Annotated in this window: 15 protein-coding genes; all 15 read right to left on the reverse strand. The window is 39.5% G+C overall.

All coding sequences use genetic code 11. The annotated features are described in order from the left end of the window. Window positions 1-3 precede the first annotated feature (3 nt). The 15 genes from AA0X95_RS02045 to yabG all read right to left on the reverse strand — a co-directional run bounded on the left by AA0X95_RS02045 (window position 4) and on the right by yabG (window position 15,267). Window positions 4-1,641: a putative polysaccharide biosynthesis protein gene (locus AA0X95_RS02045; RefSeq protein WP_413304790.1), complete on the reverse strand. Its 1,638-nt coding sequence runs from the start codon at window positions 1,639-1,641 to the stop codon at window positions 4-6. A 97-nt stretch (window positions 1,642-1,738) separates the two neighbouring features. Continuing rightward, entirely contained in the window at window positions 1,739-2,275 is a 537-nt protein-coding gene (gene spoVT, locus AA0X95_RS02050; RefSeq protein WP_413309809.1) for a stage V sporulation protein T, read from the reverse strand. A 157-nt stretch (window positions 2,276-2,432) separates the two neighbouring features. Beyond that, window positions 2,433-5,969: a transcription-repair coupling factor gene (gene mfd, locus AA0X95_RS02055; protein WP_413304792.1), complete on the reverse strand. Its 3,537-nt coding sequence runs from the start codon at window positions 5,967-5,969 to the stop codon at window positions 2,433-2,435. Window positions 5,970-6,099: 130 nt separating this feature from the next. Beyond that, window positions 6,100-6,330 carry an anti-sigma-F factor Fin family protein gene (locus AA0X95_RS02060; RefSeq protein WP_413304794.1) on the reverse strand — a complete coding sequence of 77 codons (231 nt, stop codon included), beginning with the start codon at window positions 6,328-6,330 and terminating at the stop codon, window positions 6,100-6,102. A 141-nt stretch (window positions 6,331-6,471) separates the two neighbouring features. Further along, on the reverse strand, window positions 6,472-7,032 hold the full coding sequence (gene pth, locus AA0X95_RS02065) for an aminoacyl-tRNA hydrolase (protein ID WP_413309811.1): 561 nt from the start codon (window positions 7,030-7,032) through the stop codon (window positions 6,472-6,474). A 138-nt stretch (window positions 7,033-7,170) separates the two neighbouring features. Further along, complete coding sequence (locus AA0X95_RS02070) at window positions 7,171-7,800, reverse strand: 50S ribosomal protein L25/general stress protein Ctc (RefSeq protein WP_413304796.1); 630 nt, start codon at window positions 7,798-7,800, stop codon at window positions 7,171-7,173. Window positions 7,801-8,130: 330 nt separating this feature from the next. After that, window positions 8,131-9,087 carry a ribose-phosphate diphosphokinase gene (locus tag AA0X95_RS02075; protein ID WP_335534519.1) on the reverse strand — a complete coding sequence of 319 codons (957 nt, stop codon included), beginning with the start codon at window positions 9,085-9,087 and terminating at the stop codon, window positions 8,131-8,133. 23 nt (window positions 9,088-9,110) lie between these two features. Then, on the reverse strand, window positions 9,111-10,484 hold the full coding sequence (glmU, locus tag AA0X95_RS02080; RefSeq protein ID WP_413304799.1) for a bifunctional UDP-N-acetylglucosamine diphosphorylase/glucosamine-1-phosphate N-acetyltransferase GlmU: 1,374 nt from the start codon (window positions 10,482-10,484) through the stop codon (window positions 9,111-9,113). Window positions 10,485-10,691: 207 nt separating this feature from the next. Further along, window positions 10,692-10,982: a septation regulator SpoVG gene (gene spoVG / locus AA0X95_RS02085; protein WP_007084183.1), complete on the reverse strand. Its 291-nt coding sequence runs from the start codon at window positions 10,980-10,982 to the stop codon at window positions 10,692-10,694. Between the two features lie 172 nt (window positions 10,983-11,154). Then, entirely contained in the window at window positions 11,155-11,529 is a 375-nt protein-coding gene (gene ridA / locus AA0X95_RS02090; protein WP_413304803.1) for a 2-iminobutanoate/2-iminopropanoate deaminase, read from the reverse strand. Between the two features lies 1 nt (window position 11,530). Beyond that, window positions 11,531-12,358, reverse strand: a complete 828-nt coding sequence (gene purR / locus AA0X95_RS02095; protein WP_413304806.1) for a pur operon repressor — start codon at window positions 12,356-12,358, stop codon at window positions 11,531-11,533. A 54-nt stretch (window positions 12,359-12,412) separates the two neighbouring features. Then, window positions 12,413-13,282, reverse strand: a complete 870-nt coding sequence (ispE, locus tag AA0X95_RS02100; RefSeq protein ID WP_413304808.1) for a 4-(cytidine 5'-diphospho)-2-C-methyl-D-erythritol kinase — start codon at window positions 13,280-13,282, stop codon at window positions 12,413-12,415. A 267-nt stretch (window positions 13,283-13,549) separates the two neighbouring features. After that, window positions 13,550-13,735, reverse strand: coding sequence for a small, acid-soluble spore protein, alpha/beta type (locus tag AA0X95_RS02105; RefSeq protein ID WP_413304811.1), 186 nt, complete (start codon window positions 13,733-13,735; stop codon window positions 13,550-13,552). A gap of 146 nt (window positions 13,736-13,881) precedes the next feature. Next, window positions 13,882-14,145: a biofilm formation stimulator Veg gene (gene veg / locus AA0X95_RS02110; protein ID WP_307282979.1), complete on the reverse strand. Its 264-nt coding sequence runs from the start codon at window positions 14,143-14,145 to the stop codon at window positions 13,882-13,884. Window positions 14,146-14,379: 234 nt separating this feature from the next. After that, window positions 14,380-15,267, reverse strand: a complete 888-nt coding sequence (gene yabG, locus AA0X95_RS02115; RefSeq protein WP_413304814.1) for a sporulation peptidase YabG — start codon at window positions 15,265-15,267, stop codon at window positions 14,380-14,382. Window positions 15,268-15,323 lie beyond the last annotated feature (56 nt).

Below are 15,323 nucleotides of genomic sequence, written 5' to 3' on the forward strand. Positions count from 1 at the left end.
TATTCAATCCCTTCGCGCTAAAAAATGTATCAATCTACTCCCAAGAGGAAATAACGCCAATTCCTTCTCAAGGAACACCCTGCCTCTTATGATGATGACCATAAAAAGAATGCCTCCAAGACAGACGGCACTTAACGCCTGCAATGCAGCTCCTATCCGCTCCAAACCTAGATTACCTATCAACATATCCGTACCCAAGATATACCCTTTTAAAAATACAACCATCACCACAGTTGCCAAAAGGATTGTCGCTAAAAAGCGGACTGATAAAAGAGACGTTGCAAATAGTTTCTTTAGCCTTACTACTAATAATAGGGTAACAAAAGCCAAGGTAATAATGGTAGAAATGGCCGCTCCCTTGGTTCCCCACCAGGGAACCAACAACATATTTAAACCATATTTAAAGGGAAACGAGATGGTTACGACTAAAGCCGGGAACACCAGCCTGCCCAGCCCCTGCATGATGGCAATAATGGTTAATATTATCGATGTAAAAAGAATAACAAAACCTAATATACCTAATTCGGTGGAGCCAAGATCATTCTCAAACAGCATAATGTTTGTCGGCCGAATAATGGCCCATAGTCCCGCTGAAGCACCGAGGCCTATGACGATGCTTACCTTCAAAGCTAACTGGATTTTTTCTGAAAGGTTGCTCTCTTTTTCTGTCATTCTTTCACGAGTGATAAGAGGAACAAGGGTTAAAGACATCGAGGTCGCTGCAACAGTGCCTAATTGAATGAGTGGCTGCCCGCGGTCAAAAACCCCCTTTAGACTTTTGGCTAGGTCCCTTTCTATCCCGCTGTTGGTTAATAACGAGAATAAGTTCAAAGAATCCGCTAATTGGATAAGGATCAGGAGCATCCCACTTAAACAGATCATCAATCCTTGAAGAGTCAGTGCCTTCATAATTTCTTTTGCCTCTACAGCAAAGGTTCGGAACATTCCACTTGTGGGAGCAATCCATTTCCATTCTTTACGAATCCATATAAACATAAACAGAAGAAGACTAGAAACCATGCTGCCTGTAATAGAACCAAACATCGCCCCACCTCCAACGAGATAAAGCGAATATCCCTTCTGCATAAACAGATAGGACAGCAAAAGAATCGTCAACACCCGAATGGTTTGTTCTCCTACTTGCGACAGAGCGGTCGGAACCATATCACCAATTCCTTGGTAGTATCCTCTTAGTAATGAGACAAAAGGGAAGGTTAGATAAACAATAGAAACTACCCTTAATAAGATGGTTAAATGAGGATCGTTCATCCAGAGAGCAATTATATCTGCTCCGAAATAAAGAATTAGGAAACAAATAAAACCGAATAGTTGTAAGTATATAAATGAGGTAAATAGAAGAAGTCTTGACTTATCAAGGTCCCCTTTTTCTCTTTGCTCTGCGTATAACTTAGATATGACAACTGGGAAGCCTGTTGTAGATAGGACGATCGCTATCCCGTAGATTGGATAGACTTGTTGATATATGTAAAAGCCAATATCTCCGACAATGTTTTGAAAAGGAATACGGTAAAAAGCACTGAGGATTTTAACCAATAGTGCTGCAATGGTTAGAATGAACGCTCCTCTAAACAATGCCTTTGATTGATTGGCAGACTTCGTTGAATACATTGCTTCACCCACTAATAATAAACTCCAAAGTATTATAGCATATGAAGGCCTGATATTAGATTAAATAAAAAAGACAGCTAGTCGCTGCCTTTTTTATAATGAAAGAATTTTATGACTCCATCTGTCGAGCTAAGAACCCAGCAGCTGTTTCTACTGCTTTTTGTTCTACTTCGCCAAGGGTACCTTCTCTAGAGAAGATAATGACGGCTCCAATTGGATCTCCATTAGCAATAATTGGGCCAATGGTATAGGAAGCGACGGCTTCATCATTTCCATCAGCGAGTGCAATGTCACCCTGCTGTGTATGTAGAACTGAATTCCGTTCTTCCATCGTCTTTTCGACTAAATCACTTATATTCTTATTTAAATACTCTTTTTTTGACCCGCCAGCGACAGCAATATACGTATCTCTATCACAAATTAAAACAGGATTACCGAGGCTATCAAATAGGGCTTCCGCATATTCTTTGGCAAAATCGCTTAACTCGCTGATTGGTGAATATTTTTTTAAAATGACTTCCCCGTCACGATCCACAAAAATCTCTAACGGGTCCCCTTCACGGATACGCAAAGTTCTGCGTATTTCTTTGGGAATAACAACACGACCCAAATCATCGATTCGACGAACTATTCCAGTTGCTTTCATCCAATGTTGCCTCACTTTCATCTGATGATTATTCAACTTGGTAATGATAATCTTCCTTTTATTGAAATCATCACCAACTTTGAACTTAGTATCTTTCATCTGGAAAGTTCTATACACATTAGACATATAATTTTCACATTTTCACATATACAGGAAATTAGTTCACAGGATTTTCTTGGGCCTTTTTAGCCTTTGAGATTCCTTTTACCATCTCACCAACGATTTGGAGCCATTGCTGTGTCTGATACTCTTTCGTTTTTATCATTATTTTTAACCTAGGTCCCTCCATACCAGGGGTCACATTCCGACCAAACTGACTGCCTATATGGAAAATTTTGCTTCCATCAATACTCTGGGTAACCTGCTCATTTATAAGGATCGTTACCTCTTGTTTCGCTTGTTTAATTTGTTCCACACCATTTAATAGTGCATAAACCTTTATTTCTGCAATTTGGAAAAGGAAAGCTACTTCTTCTGGATACTCGCCAAAGCGATCAAGGATTTCTGCTTGCAGTTCTTCAATCTCTTCAAGCGAATCGGCACCCCTAAACCGTTTATACATCTCGATTTTCTGGTGTCCGTCCTTAATATACGTATCCGGAATATACGCATCAATCTCGAGGTCAATTTCAACCGATTTTTTCACTTCTGCCCCCAGGTCTCCCTTGCGTTCTTCAATCGCTTCTTTTAGCATTTGTGAATAGAGGTCAAAACCAACCGAATCAATAAAGCCATGCTGTTGGGCACCCAATAGATTACCGGCTCCCCTAATGGACAAATCCCTCATGGCAATCTTAAAGCCAGAGCCTAATTCGGTAAATTCCTTAATGGCCTGTAATCGCTTTTCAGCTACCTCTGTTAAAACTTTATCTTTTCGGTAAGTGAAATAAGCATAAGCTACACGGTTTGATCTTCCTACCCGGCCTCGAAGCTGATAAAGCTGAGAAAGCCCCATTCGATCGGCGTCAAAGACAATTAATGTATTTACATTCGGAATATCTACTCCGGTTTCGATGATGGTTGTACTGACAAGCACATCAAATTCGCCCGCGAGGAAGCTGAGCATAACAGACTCCAACTCATTTTCCGTCATCTGCCCATGAGCATAGGTAACACGCGCATCAGGAACAAGCATAGAAATTTCCTCTGCTTTACGTTCGATATCTTCCACTCTGTTGTATAGAAAGAATACTTGTCCGTCCCTTGCAAGCTCCCGCTCGATGGCCTCACGTACTAATGAACCATTGTATTCCATTACATACGTTTGCACTGGGAAACGATTTTCAGGCGGCGTTTCAATAACCGATAGGTCCCGAACCCCAAGCATAGACATATGAAGTGTTCTTGGTATTGGAGTGGCTGTTAGGGTTAATACATCTACATTGGTCTTTAACTTTTTAATCTTTTCCTTATGTGTTACTCCGAATCGTTGTTCTTCATCAATAATCAACAGTCCTAAATCACGGTAGACAATATCCTTTGAGAGTAACCGATGGGTCCCCACAACAATATCAACTGTTCCAGCTTTTAAGCCTTTAATCGTTTCTGTTTGTTGTTTTTTTGAGCGGAAGCGACTTAACAAACCGATATTGATCGGATAGTCCTGGAACCTCTCCCGTAAGGTTTCATGATGCTGCTGGGCCAAAATCGTTGTTGGCACAAGAAACGCGACCTGTTTACCATCCGCAATTGCCTTAAAGGCAGCACGAATAGCCACTTCTGTTTTTCCATATCCAACGTCACCGCAAAGCAGCCGATCCATTGGACGTGCTCGTTCCATATCCTTTTTAATCTCATGGATGGAACGAAGCTGATCATCCGTTTCCTGATAGGCAAAAGAAGTTTCAAATTCCCTCTGCATATCTCCATCCGGGGTAAAGGCATAGCCGACTGCAGCTTCGCGCTCTGCATACAGCTTAATTAAATCATCTGCAATGTCTTGAACGGATGATTCAACCTTCTTCTTCACCTTTTTCCAATCGGTGCCGCCTAGTTTATAGACCTTCGGTTCTTTGCCTTCTGACCCTACGTATTTCTGGACAAGGTCAATTTGTTCTACAGGCACATACAGTTTATCTGTTCCCTGGTACCGAATGTGTAGATAATCTTTATGGATTCCATTGATCACCAGTGTTTCAATACCTAAGTATTTTCCAATCCCGTGATTAACGTGGACCACATAATCGCCAATTTTAAGTTCTGAATAACTTTTAATTCGTTCCGCATTCGATAGTTTTTGACGGCTGACAGACTTCTTCACCCGCTTATTGAATAACTCTTCTTCAGTGATAACCGCAATTTTTTGAATGGAAAGCTCAAACCCTGAATGGAGGTTTCCTTTCATAATTTGCACTTTCCCTGGCAAAAGCTGCTGGTTTCCCTTTGCAACGCTGCCCTCAATTTCATAATCCTCTAGGACACGCTCTAATTTTTTTACCCGTTCTTCATCTGAACCTAAAAAAAGAATAGAATAATTACCCTTCTTCCATCGATCAATCTCTGCCTTTAATACATGCATTTGTCCATGGAAGTTTTGCATTTGTTTACATGAGACATTAATAATATTTTGCGGGCTGGTATTAGCTACATGCCGTAAAAATAAGGACATATAAACGATAGGAAATTCCTTTTTTTGCAGCATTGCCTGCAAGTCATGAGAAATATGGAGATCATGGATAATTTGACCTTCAGCCAGTAAACCGGTATACCATTCCGCTTCCTCTTTTACTAATGAATCATTCATCTCTTGGACTCGGCTTATTTCATCAATAAACACCAGGCCGTTGGTTGGAAGATAGTCTAGTAAACTAGCAGGCTTTTCGTAGGCTAATGAAAGGTACTTATATACCTGGTCCGGCTTTTGCCTATTTTTCAACTGTTCTAATTCATAGCTAATGTTTTGCGAAAGCTGAATTTTTGCCTTATCGTCTTTTAATTTCCTAAGACTTTTTGCTAACCCAGTCTCTAACTGATTGATCATCCGGCTATAATTCTCATCTTCTAACAGGATTTCGGTGGCAGGTCCAATCAAAATCTTTTTTACTTTTTCTTTTGAACGCTGATCTTCAAGAGAAAAATAGCGAATGGAATCAATTTCTGTATCGAACAATTCAATTCGAAGCGGGTTGGTTTCTGTAAGAGGATAGATGTCAATGATTCCGCCCCTTACACTAAATTCGCCTGGCGTTGTGACCATTTCAGCACGCATGTAGCCCATTTTGACAAAGGTATTTAATAGATGATCTATATCGATGTCTTCCCCTAATTTAAGCGAGAGCTGATATTGTTTCCACTGTGACTTAGGAGGAACGATTTTTTTCAAACCGGCTATCGGGACAATTAAAATCCCTTTATTATTTTTACTCCAATGGTTTAAGGCCTCTATTCTTTGGGCCTTCAATTCCGGACTCGCAATACTTAGCTCGGCGGCAATTAATTCATTGGCTGGAAAAAGAAATACTTCCTTGTCACTTAGTAGATTAACAATATCATCATAGAGTTTTTGTGCTTGTAATAGATTATGGGTTACAAGCATAATTGGCTTCTGCATTTGTTCGTAAATCGAAGCGGTTAATACTGTTCTTGAGGAACCTGATAAGCCTGCAACCAGTTGTTCCTTCAATCCTTCTTCCACACCGGCAATCACCGAGTGGACATCTTCTTGTTTAAGAAACAGTGACTTTAAACCATCCAAGGTTTCTCCTCCCTTCCAACAAATATGTAAATGTCCCTAACCGGGTTCTTCTCATTTAAATTTAAATATAATTAACATTTTAATAGTAGAAAATTAAAAATAGAAAAATGCTTTGGATATGATTCCAAAGCTAGTGAATAAGGAAATCGTATTGGTGGTAATCAGGATTCCGTTCTAAAGCTTCCTGACAGTCTTCACAAATAGCTGAAATGTGAATATCGCCGGATGAGTCATACGCAACCATTTCCTGTCTTTCCTGTTCTGTTAATTTATGAAGACCAAGGGTTTCGCTGTGAATCGATGCTTTTTCAATGGAACCAAGCTTTGTACCACAATGACGACAATTGTAATGAATGGCCACGCCTGTCCCTCCCTAATCTATGATTCCTTATTAGTATGTACCTGAGGGGAGGAACTTATTCAACTAGTTTTACTGACAATAGTTTTGCTTTTGTTTCTGTCTTTTTCAATCATATGAAAATATGGCTTGTTACATGAACAATTATTGATTATATTCATTCATTACTTGTAAAAATGGCTTCTCCAACCAGGCCTCACATGCAGCTGCACTCTTTTTAACAGCTTCTTGGGTTAATGGTGTCTCCTCACTACGAAAGCGTCCTAAAACATAATCTGGCACGCTCATTCCTGGAGTAGGACGGTCAATACCTATTCTGATTCGATTAAATTGCTGTGTACCGAGATGGGCCACTGTTGACTTAATTCCATTATGTCCACCAGGGCTTCCTTTTTGACGGAGCCTAATTTTTCCAACTGGAAGATCTAAATCATCATAAATAACTAATAAATCTTCCAAATCTATTTGATAATAATCCATAACAGCTCGAATGGATTCACCTGATAAATTCATATATGTAAGTGGTTTTAGTAATAAAACTTTTTCCCCTTTATATACACCCATTCCATACAGCCCTTTAAATTTAGACTGTGTGAGCGGAATGGAAAATTGATGCGATAATTCATCAATTACCTCAAAGCCAATATTATGTCTCGTTTGATCATATTGTTTTCCTGGGTTACCTAAACCTACGATACATTTCATATTTCCCACCTCTTCTAGTTCAGCCAACCTTTTAAATAGTTTTCGAAACATGGTGTTCTCCCATTGTTCATTTATTTATGCGGCAAAAGACGTAACCACAGGTTGGTTACGTCTTTTGCTCTTAAATTGACCGCTCATTTATTCTGGTGTTGTTTCTCTTCCTTCTTCATTAGCTGGGTGTCCTTCTTCTTGCTGTTCACCAGAGTTGATTTCCTCTTCCTGTCTTGGAGGTAGGATGGAAGCTACTACTTCATCGTCCTCATGGTTGATTGTAAATCCACCAGCTGAAGGGATGTCACCGACTAGTACGGTTTCTCCTACTTGCAAGTTCGTAATATCTACTTCTATTTGCTGTGGAATATTATCAGGGGTAGCAGTAATCGATAACTCGTGAACAGGCTGCTGCAGCACACCACCATCTTTTACCCCTGGTGCATCACCGACAAGAACTAATCTCACAGCGACGTTAATCTTAGAGGACTTATCTACAGCTAGGAAATCCACATGGATAATTTCCTTTTTGATAAAATCACTTTGAACATCGGTTAAAACCACATCTTGCTTACTTCCATCCACATCGAGAGAAATGACACCATTTCTACCAACAGAACGGATGGTTTTCGTTAAGTCAGCAGAACTTACTACTACTGGTTTACTATCAACCTTTGACCCATAAATTACAGCTGGAATATCTCCATTTTCCCGGATTCGCTTTAATGCAGAATGACGCAATTCCTTTCGTTCCTTCGCTTGTAATACAGTACTCATACGTTTAGTCCCCTTCCTATTCATATCTGTCTATATAAAATTGCCCTAAAATCGGAAGGTCTAAACATTTTTTTGTATTCTTATGACTATGTAAAACGAGCATGTTGAATTCCACTCCAGGCCGCTTCGCTTTCCGCGGGCGGTCCGGGAGCCTCCTCGTCGCTACGCTCCTGCGGGGTCTCCCGTGACCAGCTTTTCCCGCAGGAGTCTTCGCGCCTTCCGTTCCATTCAACTTCGTTTTAACATAGCCATTCTTATAGACAACGAATAGAATTTACATAAAAGCAGGAGCAGGACCTGACTGATATGCCAGGTCCTGTTTAAGGACTATTAATCAAATAATGTGCTTACAGACTGCTCTTCGTGTACACGAATAATGGCTTCACCAATTAATGGGGCAACCGATAGGTTAATAATTTTACTGCTCTTCTTCTCTTCTGGAAGTGCAATAGAGTTTGTTACAACTAATTCTTTTATTTTTGAGTTTTCAATTCTTTCAATTGCCGGTCCGGACAATACAGGATGTGTACAGCAAGCATAAACCTCTGCTGCACCATTCTCAACTAGCGCATTAGCAGCCAATGTTATCGTACCTGCAGTATCAATAATGTCATCAATCAAAATAGCAACTTTTCCTTCGATATTACCAACAATATTCATGACTTCTGCAACATTTGGTCTTGGACGGCGTTTATCAATGATCGCAATTGGAGCTTTTAAGCGTTCAGCCATTTTTCTAGCTCTAGTTACACCGCCATGGTCCGGAGAAACAATAACGATATCACCATTTAGATCTTTTGTCTTAAAGTATTCTGATAAAATAGGTACACCCATTAAGTGATCGATCGGAATATCAAAGAATCCTTGAATTTGAGGTGCATGTAAATCCAGACAGATTACACGAGTTGCACCAGCAGTCTCAACAAGGTTTGCAAATAGTTTTGCAGTAATTGGTTCACGAGCACGTGCTTTACGATCTTGACGAGCATAACCATAGTACGGCATGACAATATTAATCGTTTTAGCAGACGCTCTCTTGAGTGCATCTATCATGATTAATAATTCCATGATATTTTCATTTACTGGTGAACTAGTTGACTGAATGACATACACATCACAGCCACGAATACTTTCTTCAATATTTATTTGAATTTCACCGTCACTGAATCTAGTTACAGAGCTCTTCCCTAATTCAACTCCGATAACTTTTGCGATTTCTCTCGCAAGTGGAACATTAGAATTTAAGCTAAATACCTTTAAGTTCGGATCTAAATATTGATTTGACATGATGGCCCTCCAATTATCATTGCTTATTTCTTTACATTAAGCTTTTGAACATAATTTTCTTTATTCACTTGTTGTGCACGGGCAATAGATAAGGCTTCACCTGGTACATCCTTTGTAATGGTTGAACCGGCAGCCACGTATGCACCCTTGCCAATTGTGACAGGGGCAACTAAATTTGAATTGCAGCCAATGAAGACTCCATCTTCAATTTTTGTTAAATATTTATTTTTACCATCATAATTGACAGTAATGGAACCACAACCAAGGTTGACATCACTGCCTACTTCGGCATCACCAATATAACTTAAATGAGAAGCTTTGCTTCCTTTTCCAAAAACGGCCTTCTTGATTTCCACGAAGTTTCCGATTTTCACATCATCTTCAATATTGGAATCCGGTCTAATATGTGCAAACGGCCCAATATTAACGAGGGAACCAATGGAGCTTTTATGTGCTGCTGATTGGCGAATAACTGTCTCATTTCCAATTTCACAAGAATCAATTTCTGAATTTGGACCAATATGACATTCAGAACCGATGACTGTGTTACCTTTAATGATGGTTCCTGGATAGATGACAGTATCCTGTCCGATTTCAACTTCTGTCTCAATGTATGTGTTAGCAGGATCAATGATCGTTACACCATTACGCATATGAGTAATATTTGTCCGATTTCGCATAATTCTCTCTGCCTCAGCTAGGGCTACTCGATCATTTACACCTAATGTTTCTTCAAATTCATTCGTTTGGAAGGCAGTTACTACCTCCCCTTGCTTTTTAAGAATCTCAATGACATCTGGTAAATAATATTCCCCTTGAACATTGTCATTGGACACACTTCTTAATGCTTCGAACAATGCTCGATTGTCAAAACAGTATGTGCCTGTGTTAATTTCATTTATTTCTCGTTCCGCTTCTGTAGCATCTTTATGCTCAACAATTTTTTCAACTAAGCCTTCTTCATTTCGTATGATTCGACCGTATCCAGTTGGGTTATCTATTTTTGCTGTGAGGATTGTTGCCTTTGCAGATAGTTGTTCATGTTGTTTAAAAAGTGACTCCATCGTTTCAGCTGTTATCAATGGAGTATCACCACAAACTACGATGGTTACACCCTCTTTACCCTCAAGCATACTGCTTGCCTGCATCACTGCGTGTGCAGTACCAAGCTGTTGCTCCTGTAAGGCGTAAAGACTGCTGTCACCTAACTGTGATTGCACCATTTCTGCTCCATGGCCAATAATTGTGACCATTTCGTGAACATTTAGTTTCATGATTTGGTCAACGACATGTTGGACCATTGGTTTGCCGCATACTGGGTGTAAAACTTTATAAAGCTTTGATTTCATCCGCGTACCTTGCCCTGCGGCTAAAATCACAGCATAACGATTAGACATGGACAGTCCTCCAATTTACCTTTTTATCCATTAAAAATATTAACGTAAATGGGCTCTGTTTTCAAGGAATGAAAAGTATGTGTCTAATTTCATAATATTAAGTTTATTATTTAAGGAGGGGAAATTTAGGTAGGGGATAAGAAATATAAATTTTTGGGCAATAAAAAAGAGCCTTACTCAGAAGAAAGGCCCTAGTTGTTAAAATCCTTAGGAAGCTCCGGCTTCTTCAAATTCTACTTCCATTTCGCCTAAACGGTGGTACTCAGCCAAAACAGCTTCTTGGATTTTGCCGCGTGTTCCCGAATTGATTGGATGCGCAATGTCACGAAATTCTCCATCTGGAGTACGTTTACTTGGCATAGCTACAAATAAACCGTTGTTTCCGTCGATAACGCGGATGTCATGAACAACAAATTCATTGTCTAAAGTGATTGATGCAATCGCTCTCATTCTTCCATCCGTGTTAACCCGGCGTAATCTTACGTCAGTTACTTCCATGTGCTCACACCCTTTTCTTTTGTATAAAAAGCTAGTTTAATAAATTCAACAATTATTTGCATTTTCCTTCTTTAAATAAAAAAATTTTTTGAAAATTTAGGGCAAAATAGTGAACATTTGTAAAAAATGGTTGTTTTTATCCTCTTTTTGACCTATAAAAAAAAGCGCTCGATTAATTAACGAGCGCAATTACTTCGATTTCTACCAATACATCTTTTGGAAGACGAGCTACTTCTACACAAGAACGTGCTGGTTTATGTGTGCTGAAATACTCACCATATACTTCGTTAATAGACGCAAAATCATCCATATTTTTAATAAATACAGTAGCCTTCACCACTGTTTCAAAAGAAGCACCTGCTTCTGTTAGAACCGCCTGTAAATTTTTAAACACCTGGTGTGTTTGTTCCTTCACATCACCGGTTACCAAATTCCCTTCAGCAGTCAAAGGGATTTGGCCAGAGCTATAAAACAGATTATTTACGATAATCCCTTGCGAATAAGGACCGATTGCAGCTGGTGCTTGATTAGTTTGGACTGTTCTCATTTTAACTCCTCCAAATAGAAAAATAGTTTCCTGCTTCTACTTTGATTTTCTTATCTTTTACATCCACATCGGATAGCTGTACAAGCGAGATATACTCATCCACTAAACGCTCTTGAATTTTTTCAGACTCTACTAACACAGCAATGCCGGCTAATTCGGAATTAAATTCCTCTAGCATGCTGATCATTCCCATAACAGTACCGCCAGCCTTCATAAAATCATCGACAATAAGTACCCGGGAATTTTGCTTCATGCTTCGCTTAGAAAGAACCATGGTTTGTATTCTTTTGGCTGATCCTGAGACATAATTGATGCTAACTGTTGGCCCTTCTGTTACCTTACTATCCCTTCTAACAATGACAACAGGGACATTTAATTGACTGGCAACAGCGTAAGCAAGGGGAATTCCTTTGGTTGCTACTGTCATGACCACGTCAATTTTTGCATCTGCATAGGCAGATGCTATAATCCGTCCTGCCTTTTGTACAACCTGAGGGTCACCCAAAATATCGGTTAAGTATAAATACCCGCCAGGAAGTAGTCTTTCGGGATTGGCTATTAAGTCACATAATTCATTGACAAAAGGCTCAGCTTCTTCCCTGCTGACTTTTACAAAGAATTTTACCCCGCCTGCCGCACCAGGCACTGTTTGTAATGTTCCAATTCCTCTTTGCTCAAACGTTTCCTTCACAATAGCAAGGTCCTCACTAATAGAAGATTTGGCTGATATATACCGTTCTGCAAAAAAAGTTAGTGGGACAAGCTGACGAGGATGGTCGAGTAAATAATTTGTCATGTCTATCAAACGTTCACTGCGGCGAAATTTCATAAAGAACCCCCAAAACCCGTATATTCTACTTCAAGAATATATTATTGTACGTCTCTAATCAAGCGTATGTCGTTCACCTAACAGTCGTACAGCAAAAACCTGATCACAGAATCCTCTTAGCCCATTATAGATTCGGTGCATACGGGAATCATGTTGCACAATTCCAAAAACAGTTGGACCACTTCCGCTCATTAAGACAGCATCTGCTCCGAAGCGCTTCATTTGATCCTTTATCTGGGCAACTTCAGGGTGAAGGTTTAACGTAACCTCCTCTAAGACGTTACCCATATTACTGCATACCTTTTGATAATCATGCTGGTTAATGGCCTCAATCATTCCTTGAATATCAGGGTGCTTCATTCCATTAACATCTAGTCTTCTGTATACTTCAGCTGTTGAAACGCCAATAAACGGTTTCGCTAGAATAACCCAGCAAGTCGGTGGGGCAGGAAGCTCGGTAATCATTTCTCCTCTACCCTTTGCTAATGCTGTCCCACCGTACACACAAAAGGAAACATCCGAACCAATTTCTGAGCCAAGCTCAGCTAATTCATCTAAGGTTAAACCAAGATCCCAAAGCTTATTTAAGCCTCTTAGGGTGGCAGCAGCATCACTGCTTCCTCCTGCAAGTCCCGCAGCAACTGGAATCGTTTTTTCAATCGTAATCACAACACCCTTTTTTACCTGAAAGCGGTCCTTTAAAAGTTGTGCAGCTTGATAAGCTAAGTTACGCTGGTCATCAGGTACATAACGATTGTGAGATAGGATATGTATTTTATCTTGATTTAATAAAGTGAGTTCCACCCGATCAGCCAAATCGATGGTTGTCATAATCATTTCTACTTCATGATAGCCATCCGGACGTTTATGTAAAACATCTAATGATAAATTGATTTTGGCCGGTGCTTTTACTAAAAGCTTCACTACGTCCACCTACTTCTATATTATCCGCCCTTCCGCGAGTTATTTGCATACGGGCACTTTCCGAAAAATCCACATTTTGTCCTATTTTACCACAAAATGATAAATGTAAGACGTCAGTTATCATATATCTTAATAAATTTAAATATTTTATCACTAATTTAATGAAATTATGAAATATATGATATATAAATACCAGAGGGCATAGCCCCCTGGCAGCTGTGGGACAGATTTTGTTTAAACGAAATGCTTATGCACCATTTCTAAGGATTAAGAATGTGAACCTTGATTGACCATTTGTTGCTGGGCAAGCTCCACAGCCCGCTTCACCATATTTCCTGCGTCCTTGGACTTAATACCGCCCCAACCTTCCTTTTGAACCACACCATAAAAACCAAGCTCTTTCGCAAGCTCCACTTTTAGCTGATCAGACATGATACCTCTTCTCCTGGCCATCTAAACAACCCCTTTTTTCACCCCACAGCATTATTAGTATTAACTAGTAGGTCTGTGTCATTCAGTCAGGTGAATACAGCAAAACAAGTCTGAAGACAGCAAAAAGCAGTAAACTTTAAGTTTACTGCCACTCCATTGCTTATATACTAACTCAAAGCTACATGTCCTGTTGTTTCATCGTAGAATGTAATTTGAACTGTTTCCGTTAAGACATCCGCATAGCTGTATGAAACACGCTCGAATGAATTTTCATCTTGGTCAAGTTCAATAACAAAAACAGATGGGTAAGTTTCAGCTAAAACACCGGAACGTTCAATCGTCTTTCTACGTCCTCCATTTGCCTTTAGCAGTAACCTTTTCCCTAAATTTGTGTCGAGAGCCTTTTTAATATCGGCTAAGGTTTTTGGCATTCGGTCCACCTCACTGTGTAAAGTATAACACACTGACATAGTTCTGTCAAACAAAAACATAAATTATATCAGTCCAACAAAAAGATTGTCAATCATTTTTCTTCTACTTTTTCTCTAAAATTTCAACATTTCTATCGTTACCTTATTGTACGTGGATTATGTATCATACAAAAAAAATAAGCCCATTAGAATAATGGGGCAGTACTTATTAGTACTTCCGCTTCTCTAATAGGCTTATTCTTCTTCTTCCTCATGGTGTGGCCTGTAAGGCATTCCCGTACGTAATACCCCTTTTGTTTCAATTCCTCCAAGGCCTTTTTCACCAGTCAGTGTATTTCTTAGAACATCCCAAACATTTATTCTCTCCATAAAGGGTGTAAAGCTTATTTTAGCAACAATATATACGGGGTCTAACGCATGAATATTGATCCTGGATGGTGAGCTGGCAAAGTTCGCTCCTGCATGAATGAGGGATTCAAAGTGAGATTGGCAGGCTCCAGCAAAAATTACGAGTTGATCTAAATGAGGAATCTTTCTTCTAGCTTCTCGGACTGTTTGAACGAAATGTTTGGAATGGCGGTAAGCGTTAATATCTGTTATCTTTCCCTTTGCTTTTGAATACGCATCATGGCCGGTGATGACGAGAATATCTGGACGATAATAATCAATTAATTCACCAATTCTCTCAGGCATTTCCTTTTCATTGCAATGAATTCCGAGCACCGGTATTCCGATCTTTTCGTATAAAGTCATGCATTTTTTTAAATACGCAGGATCTCCATCTACATGTAGAACCTTCCCGGGGATTTGAAAGTAATTGCTCGGCTTCACATATCCCCCAGTAGCTTCATATTCTTGTCTTTGCCTTAATAGATCTACATCCTGTTCAAACAGTTTTAATGATTGTTCCTCAAGTGTTCTATATTCTTGTTCCAGTTTCACTCTTTCATTTTGGTCAATAATGACTAAATCAGTGAAAGGTGAATCTGCAATCAGTCGAAAATCCTCACCATAAAGGATAGCAACTTTTTGGCCGTTTATATGTTGAATATCAATAACACGAAATAGAATATCACAGTTATATGATTTTCTACCGACAATATCCATTATTTTTATATTCACTGCCGTCACTCCAATAAGACCAGCAAAAGGGCCTTTTCTATATAGTTTCTCTTCCT

The organism is Neobacillus phoenicis, from assembly GCF_047302305.1.
In the GTDB taxonomy this organism is placed as follows: domain Bacteria; phylum Bacillota; class Bacilli; order Bacillales; family Cytobacillaceae; genus Neobacillus.

Coding starts and splice junctions, on each gene's coding strand:
- spoVT (WP_413309809.1), bottom strand. CDS start 2,275: ATGAAAGCAACTGGAATAGTTCGTCGAATCGATGATTTGGGTCGTGTT.
- pth (WP_413309811.1), bottom strand. CDS start 7,032: ATGAAATGTATCGTAGGTTTAGGTAACCCAGGAAAACAATATGATCAA.
- AA0X95_RS02070 (WP_413304796.1), bottom strand. CDS start 7,800: ATGAGTACTGTATTACAAGCGAAGGAACGAAAGGAATTGCGTCATTCT.
- AA0X95_RS02075 (WP_335534519.1), bottom strand. CDS start 9,087: ATGTCAAATCAATATTTAGATCCGAACTTAAAGGTATTTAGCTTAAAT.
- glmU (WP_413304799.1), bottom strand. CDS start 10,484: ATGTCTAATCGTTATGCTGTGATTTTAGCCGCAGGGCAAGGTACGCGG.
- spoVG (WP_007084183.1), bottom strand. CDS start 10,982: ATGGAAGTAACTGACGTAAGATTACGCCGGGTTAACACGGATGGAAGA.
- ridA (WP_413304803.1), bottom strand. CDS start 11,529: ATGAGAACAGTCCAAACTAATCAAGCACCAGCTGCAATCGGTCCTTAT.
- purR (WP_413304806.1), bottom strand. CDS start 12,358: ATGAAATTTCGCCGCAGTGAACGTTTGATAGACATGACAAATTATTTA.
- AA0X95_RS02105 (WP_413304811.1), bottom strand. CDS start 13,735: ATGGCCAGGAGAAGAGGTATCATGTCTGATCAGCTAAAAGTGGAGCTT.
- veg (WP_307282979.1), bottom strand. CDS start 14,145: ATGCCAAAAACCTTAGCCGATATTAAAAAGGCTCTCGACACAAATTTA.